Here is an 11,612-nt window from a genome sequence, read left to right as displayed (position 1 = left end):
TCTCTGCTGACACGAGGCGCCCCGGGTTTCGGCTCGGGGCGCCTCTGTAGCCGGTCGTTGGCCCGTCTTCGTCTCCACCGCGCCGGAACGGGGAGTGGCTCTCCACCGACGGGACCGTCTGGAACCTGCGGCGCAAGCCCCGCTCTAGCGTCGACGCATGATCGCCTTCGTAGACGCCGCCGTCGTCCTCGCGCTCCTCGGGGTTGCCGCGCCGAGCCCGCCGGGGGCGCTCGTGCCCGCGGTGTGGCTCGCGTTCACGACGCCGCTCCTGATTCGATCCGACGTCACCAGGCGACGCCTGCCGAACCTCGCGACGATGCCCGCGCTCGGCCTCGTGCTGGGTGCGAGTGCCGTCGCCGTCTTTGTCGATACGGGAGTCAAGGATCCTGCGCTCGCCCTGCTCGTCACCACGCTCGTCGCCGCAGGTGGCCTTTTGTCGGCAAGCCTCGGTGGCGTCGGCCTCGGTGACGTCAAGCTCGCCGCCGCCGCGGCCGGCTCAGCGGCGCTCGTGGGGGCCGATGCCGCCTGGGCGTTGATGGTCGTCTCCGGTGCCTCCGGCGGGGCGGTGGTGCTGGCGGTGAGGCTGCGACTGCGTCGAGTGGAGCGGCGGAAGAGTCGTTGCGTCGACGGGCACGAAGGCTTCGCCGGCGTCGCCCCTGCGCTAGAGGTCGGCGAGATTCCCTATGGGCCGTGCCTGTTGTTCGGGTACTGGGTCGCGTTGGCGGCGGTGAACGTCGTGTGACCTGTAACGCGCGTCTGCCGAATGCGCAAAATCCGCCCGGAGCACTCGGCTGCCGGGCGGATTTCGCGCTATCGAGGGTGTGTGGTCGTGTCAGCCCGGGTGGGTCATGCTGAGCACGTCGAGCGCCTTGTCGAGCTGCTCTTCGGTGACTTCGCCGCGCTCGACGAAGCCGAGGTCGACGACGGCCTCGCGCACGGTCATCTTGGCCGACACCGAGTGCTTGGCGATCTTCGCCGCCGCCTCGTAGCCGACGATGCGGTTGAGCGGCGTGACGATCGACGGTGACGATTCGGCGAGGGCGCGGGCGTGCTCGACGTTGGCGACGAGGCCGTCGACGGCCTTGTCGGCGAGAGCCCGAGTGGCGTTAGACAGCAGGCGGATCGACTCCAGTAGGGCGGTGCCCATCACGGGAATGGCGACATTGAGCTCGAAGGCGCCGGAGGCACCGGCCCAGGCGATGGTCGCGTCGTTGCCGATCACGCGCGCGCTGACCATCAAGACGGCCTCGGGGATGACCGGGTTGACCTTGCCGGGCATGATCGACGATCCCGGCTGCAGGTCGGGAATGTGCAGCTCGCCGAGGCCGGCGTTGGGGCCGGAGCCCATCCAGCGGAGGTCGTTGTTGATCTTGGTGAGGCTGACGGCGAGAACGCGCAGTGCACCCGAGGCCTCGACGAGGCCATCGCGGGCGCCCTGAGCCTCGAAGTGGTCGAGAGCCTCGGTGATGGGCAGCGCCGAGTCGGCGGCGAGCAGGGCGATCACACGCTGCGGGAACCCGGCCGGCGTGTTGATGCCGGTACCGGTAGCCGTGCCGCCGAGGGGAACCTCGGCCACCCGGGGGAGCGTGCCGGTGACGCGCTCGATGCCCAGCCTGATCTGGCGGGCGTAGCCGCCGAACTCCTGACCGAGGGTGACGGGGGTGGCATCCATCAGGTGGGTGCGACCCGCCTTCACGACCCCGCTCCACTCGTCGGCCTTCTTCTCGAGGGCGATCGCGAGGTGATCGAGGGCCGGGATGAGGTCGTGCAGGATCGCGCCGGTGACCGCGACGTGCACCGATGTCGGGAACACGTCGTTCGACGACTGCGAGGCGTTGACGTGGTCGTTGGGGTGCACGGGAGACCCGAGGATCCCCGAGGCCAGCGTCGCGAGGACCTCGTTCATGTTCATATTCGACGAGGTGCCGCTGCCGGTCTGATAGACGTCGACGGGGAACTGATCGTGGTGGGCCCCCTCGATCAGCAGATCGGCCGCTTCGGCGATGGCCGAGGCGATCGCGGGCTCGATGATGCCCATCTCGCCGTTGACGACGGCCGCCGAGCGTTTGATCCGAGCGAGCGCCACGATCTGTGCCGGTTCGAGCCCGGCACCCGAGATCGGGAAGTTCTCGACCGCTCGCTGCGTCTGGGCACTGTAGAGGGCGTTCGCGGGCACGCGCACCTCTCCCATCGTGTCGTGCTCGATCCGGTACTCGGCTGCGTTGGTGGCGTCGGTAGTGGTCACGTCGTTGTGGTCCTTCCGTGGGCTCGGTGCTCCGGTAGGGGCGTCGAGCGGTGCGTTAGTGGTGTGGTGATGACGGGGATGAATCGGAGGCGACGACAAGCCGCTCACGAGCGGACTGTGATTCGAGACCGCTGGTTAGAGGTCGCCGACCACGGTGTGAACGTCGACGCGGCCGTTGGCGAGGTCGTAATTGGCCCCGACCACTGCCAACTTACCGGTGGCCACAGCCTCGGAGATGAGAATCGACCGCTCCAGGAGGGCGCCGACCGAGGCCTCGATGTGAAGGCGCCCGACCTCTCGCGGGTCGAGGGCGTGGTCGTCGCCCGGCTGGACGCCGAGTGCGCGGTGGGCCCGTTTAACGGAGGGGACGATCATGTCGATGACGCGCTGGAGGTGGAACGACTGGGGCTCGGAGTCGGCGTCGATCGACTGGATGGCCGCCGCGACCGCACCGCAACTGTCGTGGCCGAGGACCACGATCAACGGGATGCCCAGCTCGCCGACGGCGAATTCGAGAGAACCGATCACGGTGTCGCCGACGACCTGACCGGCGTTGCGCACGACGAAGAGGTCGCCGAGGCCGGCGTCGAAGATGATCTCGGCACCGAGGCGGGAGTCGGCGCACCCGAAAAGGGCCGCGACAGGGGTCTGGCCGCCCGCGAGCTGAGCGCGTCGATCGGCATCTTGGCGGGGGTGCTCAGGCGCCCCGGCGACGAAGCGCTCGTTGCCGGCTCGCATTTCGTCCCAGGCGGCGCCGGGCGTACGAGTGGGGGTGTCTGCGGTGGTCACGAGCGGTCTCCTGCGGGTGTTCAGAGGTGGGCGGGGTCTGGTGTCAGTCGGAGAGCTGGTCGGCGATGCGACCGGCCAGCAGGTCGAACTCGGCGTCGTCGGCCGTACCGGCGAGGACGACGGTCGAGTCGCCCTCGACTGCGACCATGGCGTATTCGGTGTTGCCGGCGTCTGTCTTGTCGCGCTGGTTGTAGACGGCCCAGCGGACTCCGCCGACCGTCTTCGACGACGTCTGACGAGCCTCGCCGAGCTGGTTGCTGACCCACGTGGGGTTGGCCTTAAAGCCCTGGGTCACCCCGATGAACTGCGTCGACGGAGTGATGAGCCCGACGTACCAGCTGGCGACTCCCGACGAGCCGGCCGGCCGGACCTCGGCGCGGTTGCTCGTCCACCCCGAGGGCAGCTGCGGGGCGGCGAGCGTTTCGCTCTGCCGGGGTTGCGCGTCGGCGGCCACCTTCAGGTAATCGATCGTCTTGAGCTGCGAGGACCCCGGCCGTACGACGACGAGGACGAGCAGCACCACGATGCCCACGGACACGATGATGGCGATGGTGAGGTTGAAGGCCGTTTGATTCTCGCGATGGGCACGCGAGCTGGCGGCTTTGCGGGCGGCCGTCTCAGAGGGGGTCTCGGGCCGCCCCAATTCGGCGACGACACGGGGTGCGCGCTGCTTGCCGACCGGGGGTGGGGGTGGGGGAACGCTGCTCATTCGACAACGACCTGAGCTCGTGCCCGCTCGAGACGCTCTTTGGCGCCGAGAAGCCACTCTTCGCACCGGGCGGCAAGCGCCTCCCCGCGCTCCCAGAGGGCGAGCGATCTCTCGAGAGTCGACGACCCCTGCTCGAGCTCGTTCACCACGGTGACGAGCTCGTCGCGCGCCTGCTCGTACGACAGGTCGGCGACGGCGTTGGAGTCAGCCGTCGCGGTGCGCGCGTCGGCGTCGGAGGGAGAGGTCTGTGCCACGGGGTGATCCTATCGAGAGAGGGTGGACGTCGATCGGGAGGGGAGGGTCAGGCCGAGACCGGGCCGGTGCTGGTGGCACCGAGCGTGCCCGAGGCGAGGGTCAGGACCAGGGGTGTGGAGTCGGGGGCTTCGGAGGCGTCGCGCAGGACGGCGCCGGAGGGGAGCTGGACGATGGAATAGCCGCGTCGCAGGGTCGACTCGGGTGAGAGGGCGCGAAGCTGGACGGTGAGCTCGGAGACCCGGGTGCTCGCACGCTCGAGCGCTCGCCGCAGTAGCTCCTCGCTGCGGGCCACGTAGCGGACCAGCTCGTCGGCTCGAGAGTCGATCATCGTGGCGGGGCGGGCGAGCACAGGCCGACTGCGGATCTGACCGAGCCGGTCGATCTCGACGTTCACGATGTGGGTGAGACGAGAGCCCATTCGGGCACGGGCCTGACGAACGCCCTGCAGCTCTTCTCCCACGTCGGGGACGACCCGCTTGGCCGCATCGGTCGGCGTCGAAGCGCGGAGGTCGGCTACATCGTCGAGAAGGGGCCGGTCGGCCTCGTGCCCGATCGCACTGACTAGGGGAGTGGTGGCCGCTGCTGCCGCACGCACGAGAGTCTCGTCGCTGAAGCCCAGGAGATTCTGGAAGTCGCCGCCGCCTCGCGCGACGATGATGACGTCGACCTCGGGGTCGGCGTCGAGCCTCTGCAGCGCGGCGGTCACCTCGCCGACCATCCGGTCGCCCTGCACGGCCGCGTGGACGACCTTGAAGTGGACCGAGGGCCACCGCAGCTGAGCATTGCGCAGCACGTCTTTCTCGGCGTCGCTGTCTTTGCCGGTGATGAGGCCGATGCAGCCCGGAAGAAAGGGGAGGGGCCGTTTGCGGTCGGCACCGAAGAGGCCCTCCGATGCGAGCTGGCGTCGGAGACGCTCGAGTCGTTCGAGGAGGTCACCGATGCCGACGTGGCGCATGTCGAACACCTGCATGGTGAGCGAGCCGCCCTTGACCCAATAATTGGGCTTGATCGCCGCGATGACCCGATCGCCCTGCTTGAGGTCGGCGGGGATCTTGCCGCGAACGCTCGACCAGATCGAGAACGAGACCGTCGCGTCGATCTCGAGGTCTTTGAGCTTGCCGTAGACGTTGCCGCCGGAGGAGTTCCACTGCGTGATCTCACCCTCGACCCAGGCCGTGCCGAGCCGGTCGATCCAGTCACGGACCTTGCCGGCGAGCAAGCCCACCGGCCAGGGGGATTCGGCTGTGGGAGGCGGTGTGACGATCGTCAAAGGGGGCTCCTCCTGGGCGCTTGATCGAGAGACTCTCAGGCCGACCGGACCGGGCCCGCCTAGACTCGCTTCGTGAGCCGAATTACCAATGGCGCTCTCGCCATAGACCTTCCGACGCCGCGTGTTCCCGCGGTGCGCAACAGGCTAAAGGATACCCCCGTCATCGGGCGCAAACGCGTGCTCCTGGCGGCCCCTCGCGGCTACTGCGCTGGTGTCGACCGCGCCGTGATCGCCGTCGAGAAAGCCCTCGAGCACTACGGTTCGCCCGTCTACGTGCGCAAGCAGATCGTGCACAACGTGCACGTCGTCTCCACACTCGAACAGCAGGGTGCCATTTTCGTCGACGAGGTCGACGAGGTTCCCGAGGGTTCCCACATCGTCTTCAGTGCGCACGGGGTCGCCCCGAGCGTGGTCCAGGGAGCCGCCGATCGTGGTCTCCTGTCGATCGATGCAACCTGCCCCCTGGTCACCAAGGTGCACCGCGAGGCGGTCCGCTTCGCCAAGCAGGATCAGCACATCATCCTCATCGGGCACGCTGGTCACGAAGAGGTCGAGGGCACAATGGGTCACGCCCCCGACCGAACGACACTCGTGCAGAACCCCGCCGAGGTCGACCAGATCGAGGTCGCCGACCCCGACAACCTCGTGTGGCTGTCACAGACGACCCTCAGCGTCGACGAGACGATGGAGACCGTCAACCGGCTCCGCGAGCGGTTCCCGAACATCCAGAATCCTCCGTCCGACGACATCTGCTACGCGACCCAGAACCGCCAGGTGGCGATCAAGAAGGTCTCGAAAGACGCCGATCTGGTGATCGTGGTCGGCAGCGCCAACAGCTCCAACAGTGTCCGCCTCGTCGAGGTTGCCCTCGAATACGGTGCCAAGGCCGCCTACCGGGTCGACTTCTCCTCCGAGATCCAGCAGGAGTGGCTCGACGGCGTCGAGACGGTCGGTGTCACCTCCGGCGCATCCGTGCCCGAGGTCCTGGTCGACGAGGTGCTCGCCGAGCTCTCCGACGCCGGCTACAACGACGTCGGCGAAGTCGTCACCGCGGAAGAAGACCTGATGTTCTCGCTGCCGAAAGAGCTCCGCAAAGACGCGACCGGCAGCGTCGACTCGCGGGCGCTCGGCGGCCGCACTCGATGACCGATCCCGACGGCGACGTGCGGGTCGAGGGGCGTCCGGCCCCCGAGTACGGCGAGTACGCGCCGCCGGGCTGGGTGAGCCCGGTTGCCCCGGCACCTGTCGACGAGCAACGAGCGCAGGATCCTGCGGCTCGTCAACAGGGCGACGCACGTCCGGCCCCGCCCGAGGCCCGGCAGCGATTCGACGCTCCTCCGCCGACCGGTGCCCCCGTCGCCGGCCCTCCGCCCCGAGCGCTTCGTCGTGCCGCGTTCAATCGGTTCGCCACCGTCCTGCTCGCCGTTCTCGGCGGCTACGACGTCGTCAGTTCGGCGTTCGACGCCAAGACCTTCACCGGCCGCTACGTGTCGGAGTTCACGAAGCTCGGGTACCTGAGTGGCACTTTTCAGAGCACTGCGATCCTCGACACCGTCGCTCTCGTCGCGGCCATCGTCTCGGTGCCGGTCTTCTTGATCGCGCTGGTCGTCGCTCTGCGTCGCCTGCGAGTCGGCAAGCGATCGTGGCTGGTGCTGCTTCTGCCGGGCGTGATCGTGAATCTCGCGCTGGGCCTGATCGTCGTGGCGATCGTCATGGGCGACCCGTCGTTCACCGGAGCCGTCTAGTCGCGTCACCGACACGGATTCTGGGGTCAATTAATCAGGGCCCGTGACGACGAAAGCCCCGCCCGAGTGGGCGGGGCTTTCGCGTCGGCTCTCAGCCCTGCGAGTGGCCGAACGAGCCGAGCTGCTTGGTGGCCTCGATGACGCGGGCGGCCATGGCCGACTCGGCGATCTTGCCCCAGGAGCGCGGGTCGTAGGTCTTCTTGTTGCCCACCTCGCCGTCGACCTTCAAGAACCCGTCGTAGTTCTTGAGCACCGTGTCGGCGATCGAGCGGGAGAAGGCGTACTGCGTGTCGGTGTCGATGTTCATCTTCACGACGCCGTTCGAGACGGCCTCCGAGATCTCGGCGTCGGACGAGCCCGAACCGCCGTGGAAGACGAGCTCGAGGGGCTTGTCTTTCGTGCCGAACTTCTCTTGGATGCCCTGCTGGATCTCGCCGAGGAGTTCGGGGCGGAGCTTGACGTTGCCGGGCTTGTAGACGCCGTGGACGTTGCCGAAGGTGAGCGCCGCGATGTAGCGACCCTTCTCACCGAGTCCGAGCGCCTCCACCACGCGGGTCACGTCGCCAACGGTCGTGTACAGGGCGTCGTTGGTGCCCTCGTGCTCGACGCCGTCTTCTTCGCCGCCGACGACGCCGATCTCGACCTCGAGAATGGCGTTAATTGCACGGGTGCGCTTGAGCATCTCTTCGGCGATCGAGATGTTCTCGTCGAGGGGAACAGCCGAGCCATCCCACATGTGCGATTGGAACAGCGGGTTGCGCCCGGCCTTGATCTCTTCTTCGGAGGCGGCGATCAAGGGCAGCACGAACCCGTCGAGAGCGTCTTTCGGGCAGTGGTCGGTGTGCAGAGCCACGGTGATCGGGTAGTTCTTGGCCACCTCGGTGGCGAACTTGGCGAATGCGATGGCACCGGCGGCACGGTTCTTGACAGTCTGGCCGGCGAAGTAGTCGGCGCCTCCGGTCGTGACCTGGATGATGCCGTCGGAGCCGGCCTCGGTCAGACCCTGCAGCACCGAGTTGATGGTCTGCGACGACGAGACGTTGATGGCGGGGTAGGCGAACCCCTGCGCTTTCGCTCGGTCGAGCATCTCGGCGTACTGGTCTGGGGTGGCGACGGGCATGACTTCTCCTTCGATGACGGGCGCGTTCGGGCTCAACTCTAGACGCGCCGCATGTGCCGACACTGCTGACGCCCGGGAGGAGCGCCAACAGTGTCGGCTCTGAGAACGTCGGTCACTCGCCCCGGTGTCGGCGGCGCCTGGTGACAACGACAATGACTCCGACGAGGACGGCGAGAAGTGCCCCCGCCGTCACCCACAGGGGCGTCTCGCTGCCCGTAAAGGCCAGGAGACGGGGGAATGCCGATTCGTCTGCCGCTGAGGGGCGCTCCTTGGTTGCTTCGCCGCTCAAGGGCGGAGGGGTGATTTCAGGATCGACGCCCGGACCGGTCACCGGATCGGGAGCGGGCAGGGCGCCGGCATCGATGTCGAGCTGACTGCTGACCGCCGTGATGTCATGCTCGTCGCCTGCAGCCGTTAGCTCGGCAGGGGCGGTGCCTTGTGCGTCGACATCGGAGTCAGTGGTCGGATCTGCCCCTCCGTTACGCACGGTCCAGCCGTTCGCCGCCCGGCCAAAATTCACGGTGTACGCCCCAGGACGGAGGCGAGAAAAGGCGTAATGGCCGTCGACGTCACTCACGGTCGTTCGGGAGACAGGGCGACCACGATCGTCTGTACCGGTCAGTTTTATCGCCACACCGTCGAGCCCGTGTTCGCCGGCATCCTGCACACCGTTCGCATTTGCGTCGAACCAGACGCGGTGACCGATGCTTCCGGAGTGAAGCTCGATAGTCGCCGTGTTCGATGCGGCGGCAAAGGTGAGATCCGATGCTCGCACCGTGAACGACGAACCAGCACGGTCGGTGTCATCTGCGGTGGCGGAGGACATCAGGAGGACATGCTCCACCGAGGAACCTGCCTCAACCGTCGCCGTCCTTTCGATACGGACTGCCGTTGCATCTCTGATGGCTTCGGGACAGCCCTTCCGACCGAATTGGGCTTCGAGGCACCAGCGGGTCGATCCTCCTTCAGCGTTCGACGACTCGGCGGGGTCACTCGACACCGAGGAGGGCACCGCGGCCGTGTAGCGAACTGTCTCACCGGTCTCGACGGCGACGGGACTGCTCAGCCGAACCGAGTCGAGTGTCGTTCCGCGGTCGTCTTCGTCGTGCGGGAAGACGCTGATGAGGTCGGTCGAGGCGAAGTCGGTATCGGCATTGTTGTCGTACCGGAGAGTCCATTCGAGCGTGTCGCCAACTACAACGCCCGGGCGGCGGGCGGTCTCCGACGCAGCTAAGGCACCGGTCGGCAGAACGTGCACCCCACGGCTCGCCGACCGGCGAGCTTCGTTGGAGATGTCGTTCGTCGACTCGATCACTGCATGGTTCGTCACCGTACCCGCCGTCGATACGCTCACCGCGCGGACGGTGAAGGAAAGGATGGGCAGGTCGTCGTTCGGCTGCCGGCTCTCGAACTTCCATCGGAGCACCTGATGCACGGTGCCGTCCTCGGCGGTCACGTCGGAGACGGAGTCGGGGGTGGGGGATGCGCTGCCATCGACGTAGGCCATGCCTGCAGGGAGTGTGTCGACGATCGAGACAGTGGAAGCCTTCCCGCCCGTAGTGGCGTTAGTCAGGGTGGGGTAGAGCGCCAGGTCGAACGTGTTGCCTTGCTCGACGTACTCCGTCTCATCTGGCGTGTCGCCCACATCGTGGCCCGGATCGACGATCTTGCTTCGGATACGGGCGAGGTCACCGGTAACAGTGAGAAAGTCGGCCCAGGTGCCGTTGGCCAACGCGCCCGAGGCTTTGTCGTGGACCCACGCCCCATCTGCGCCCGGCCGGATGCTGACGTACGACCGCACGGGCGTGTAGTTCGGAAGGCGCGGCTCGACCTGGAGCGATGTGTGGAAGGAGAGGGTTCGGGCGGCGGGGAAGTCGAACGAGTAGCGAACTGCACCGACGGACTCGGGCCCACCCGGAACATCGCGAGCGTCGTCGTACCAGGTGGCATCCGAATCGGAGCACGTGTAGTCGCGTGCTTCGTCTGGAGTGCCACGGAAGACCGCGAACTGCGGCCGACCCGTGACGGAAGGCGCGCTGGAGGACGCGAAGACGCCGGACGTGTCGTCGTTGAGTTTTTGAACGCGATTGTCAAAGACGCTGCAGACGAGGGAACCGGACCAGGTCTCTGCGCCGGCGTTGACCAACGTGGCTGTCGTGCGGACGCGTTGCTGGAGTGTCGTGTAGGGCTCGTCGTATTTGCCCGAGAGTACGAAGAGGTCGTCGGGCCGATTAGCGACACCCCAATAACGGAGGTTGCCGGAAACACCGGGGAGGCGGCCGATATTGCGCGAGATGGCGTTGTTTCCGAGAGGCTCGGTTTCTCCGTCGTAGTTCTTCTGGCCCGTGACCGATGGTGCCGCGAGATCGGTGTAGCGGTTGACCGCGGTCAGGGTATCGACGGCTACGGGCTCCGGAACCCAAAGGCTCAGGTATCCGGCGACGATGTAGGGCCTCACGCCACCGGGGATAGCTCCACCGGAGACGCTTTTCGACGGGATGTTGTCGAGTCGGGAATCGATGCCCGAAACGGTCACTGAGATTGGCCCGCCCGGTTCATTCTGCGAGCAAGTGATCGTGCCCGAGTCGGCGACGGCATTCGGGCCGCCGCCGCGACCTCCCGGGGCTTGCGGAACCTGGCCCGTGTTGATGCCGCACGCGGGCGCGCCATCGAGGGGGGAGAGGAGTGCCGGGCTCGCGGCGTCGCCGTACATCTTCGATACGTCGTCCGAAAACGTGATGTCGCCGCGTAACTGCTCGTAGCCCAGCAGGCCGTCGGCTACGTGAATGCCCTTCCAATCGACAAGGATCGGATAGACGAGCCTTTTTCCCGGACTCTTCCCGTCAGGGCTCTCAGCGTTGGAAATGCTAGGCGGAATCGCTGAAATGGACAGGTCGTAGCGCGGCGCTGCGGAGACGCGAACCGGCGCCGGTGGAATGGCGGCAACCTCAGGCGCCTGCGCAGCCCTGACGGATCCAGAGGGCACCAACTCGTCTCTGTTCTTCACGAGCCGGCCGACGTCGAGAACAACCGAAACCCTCGTGACGGCCGACACATCGCCAAGATTGCAGGTCAGCGCGGAGCCGGCGATTCCGGAGCCCGGCCCGTTGCAGGCCGAAGGGATGCGCGACCATGAGGTTCTTGGAGGAGCGTTGACGACGAACGTCTCGTCTCGCGCGGGCCGCCCTGAGCCGGGGCTGATGTCGACGGAATAGACGACCGAGTCGGCTGTACGGACGATGCCGTTGTGTGCGCTGGAATCGCCCCCGGGGCGGTCATCTTCGGTGAACGCGCCGTGGCCGTCGGCTGCCACCGCCATGCTCATCGCTATCGATGTCGCAGCCGACGGGGCGGTCGCTGGTATCGCGGCGGCCAGAGCCGAGGTAGAGGGTTCGAGGGCCAGAGCGAGGGTGAGTCCGAGCGACACCGAAGCGGCGCGGGAGAAGGAGGTGGGTGGCAAGTCGATCCTTTCGACAGGG

At 67.1% G+C, this 11,612-nt stretch carries 10 protein-coding genes; 3 read left to right on the top strand and 7 right to left on the bottom strand.

Annotated features, from left to right (window positions below; all coding sequences use genetic code 11):
- The first annotated feature begins 157 nt into the window (after positions 1 to 157).
- Entirely contained in the window at positions 158 to 742 is a 585-nt protein-coding gene (locus ITJ49_RS15935; protein WP_194606553.1) for a hypothetical protein, read from the top strand.
- A gap of 90 nt (positions 743 to 832) precedes the next feature.
- Here ITJ49_RS15935 and ITJ49_RS15930 read toward each other — a convergent pair whose 3' ends face one another.
- The 5 genes from ITJ49_RS15930 to xseA form a co-directional block, all read right to left on the bottom strand.
- Positions 833 to 2,245 (bottom strand): class II fumarate hydratase, encoded by a 1,413-nt coding sequence (locus ITJ49_RS15930; protein WP_370544572.1) that lies wholly within the window; start codon positions 2,243 to 2,245, stop codon positions 833 to 835.
- Positions 2,246 to 2,380: 135 nt separating this feature from the next.
- Positions 2,381 to 2,983 (bottom strand): carbonic anhydrase, encoded by a 603-nt coding sequence (locus ITJ49_RS15925; protein WP_055963224.1) that lies wholly within the window; start codon positions 2,981 to 2,983, stop codon positions 2,381 to 2,383.
- A 94-nt stretch (positions 2,984 to 3,077) separates the two neighbouring features.
- Entirely contained in the window at positions 3,078 to 3,743 is a 666-nt protein-coding gene (locus ITJ49_RS15920) for a DUF4245 domain-containing protein (protein WP_194606552.1), read from the bottom strand.
- Complete coding sequence (locus ITJ49_RS15915; RefSeq protein WP_194606551.1) at positions 3,740 to 3,997, bottom strand: exodeoxyribonuclease VII small subunit; 258 nt, start codon at positions 3,995 to 3,997, stop codon at positions 3,740 to 3,742. The genes ITJ49_RS15920 and ITJ49_RS15915 overlap by 4 nt, the downstream gene beginning before the upstream one ends.
- Before the next feature lie 47 nt (positions 3,998 to 4,044).
- Positions 4,045 to 5,268 (bottom strand): exodeoxyribonuclease VII large subunit, encoded by a 1,224-nt coding sequence (gene xseA / locus ITJ49_RS15910; RefSeq protein ID WP_194606550.1) that lies wholly within the window; start codon positions 5,266 to 5,268, stop codon positions 4,045 to 4,047.
- 132 nt (positions 5,269 to 5,400) lie between these two features.
- Here xseA and ITJ49_RS15905 point away from each other — a divergent pair, with 132 nt between their 5' ends.
- Together ITJ49_RS15905 and ITJ49_RS15900 are read left to right on the top strand one after the other, a co-directional pair.
- Complete coding sequence (locus ITJ49_RS15905; protein WP_055963213.1) at positions 5,401 to 6,414, top strand: 4-hydroxy-3-methylbut-2-enyl diphosphate reductase; 1,014 nt, start codon at positions 5,401 to 5,403, stop codon at positions 6,412 to 6,414.
- Entirely contained in the window at positions 6,411 to 7,013 is a 603-nt protein-coding gene (locus ITJ49_RS15900) for a DUF6264 family protein (RefSeq protein ID WP_194606549.1), read from the top strand. Before ITJ49_RS15905 ends, ITJ49_RS15900 begins: the two co-directional genes overlap by 4 nt.
- Before the next feature lie 91 nt (positions 7,014 to 7,104).
- On the opposite strand, the gene fbaA is transcribed toward ITJ49_RS15900, so the two are convergent.
- On the bottom strand, positions 7,105 to 8,133 hold the full coding sequence (fbaA, locus tag ITJ49_RS15895) for a class II fructose-bisphosphate aldolase (protein ID WP_055963207.1): 1,029 nt from the start codon (positions 8,131 to 8,133) through the stop codon (positions 7,105 to 7,107).
- A gap of 112 nt (positions 8,134 to 8,245) precedes the next feature.
- Positions 8,246 to 11,593 (bottom strand): SdrD B-like domain-containing protein, encoded by a 3,348-nt coding sequence (locus ITJ49_RS15890; protein WP_194606548.1) that lies wholly within the window; start codon positions 11,591 to 11,593, stop codon positions 8,246 to 8,248.
- Positions 11,594 to 11,612: the final 19 nt, after the last annotated feature.

The organism is Frondihabitans sp. VKM Ac-2883 (assembly GCF_015350875.1).
Lineage (GTDB): Bacteria > Actinomycetota > Actinomycetes > Actinomycetales > Microbacteriaceae > Frondihabitans.
The sequence above is the reverse complement of the archived record's forward strand: the minus strand, read 5'-3'. Positions and strand labels throughout refer to the sequence as shown.

What these genes read in the sequence shown, in the direction of transcription:
- ITJ49_RS15925 (WP_055963224.1), bottom strand. Translation starts at nt 2,983, where the DNA reads ATGCGAGCCGGCAACGAGCGCTTCGTCGCCGGGGCGCCTGAGCACCCC.
- ITJ49_RS15935 (WP_194606553.1), top strand. Translation starts at nt 158, where the DNA reads ATGATCGCCTTCGTAGACGCCGCCGTCGTCCTCGCGCTCCTCGGGGTT.
- ITJ49_RS15900 (WP_194606549.1), top strand. Translation starts at nt 6,411, where the DNA reads ATGACCGATCCCGACGGCGACGTGCGGGTCGAGGGGCGTCCGGCCCCC.
- fbaA (WP_055963207.1), bottom strand. Translation starts at nt 8,133, where the DNA reads ATGCCCGTCGCCACCCCAGACCAGTACGCCGAGATGCTCGACCGAGCG.
- ITJ49_RS15920 (WP_194606552.1), bottom strand. Translation starts at nt 3,743, where the DNA reads ATGAGCAGCGTTCCCCCACCCCCACCCCCGGTCGGCAAGCAGCGCGCA.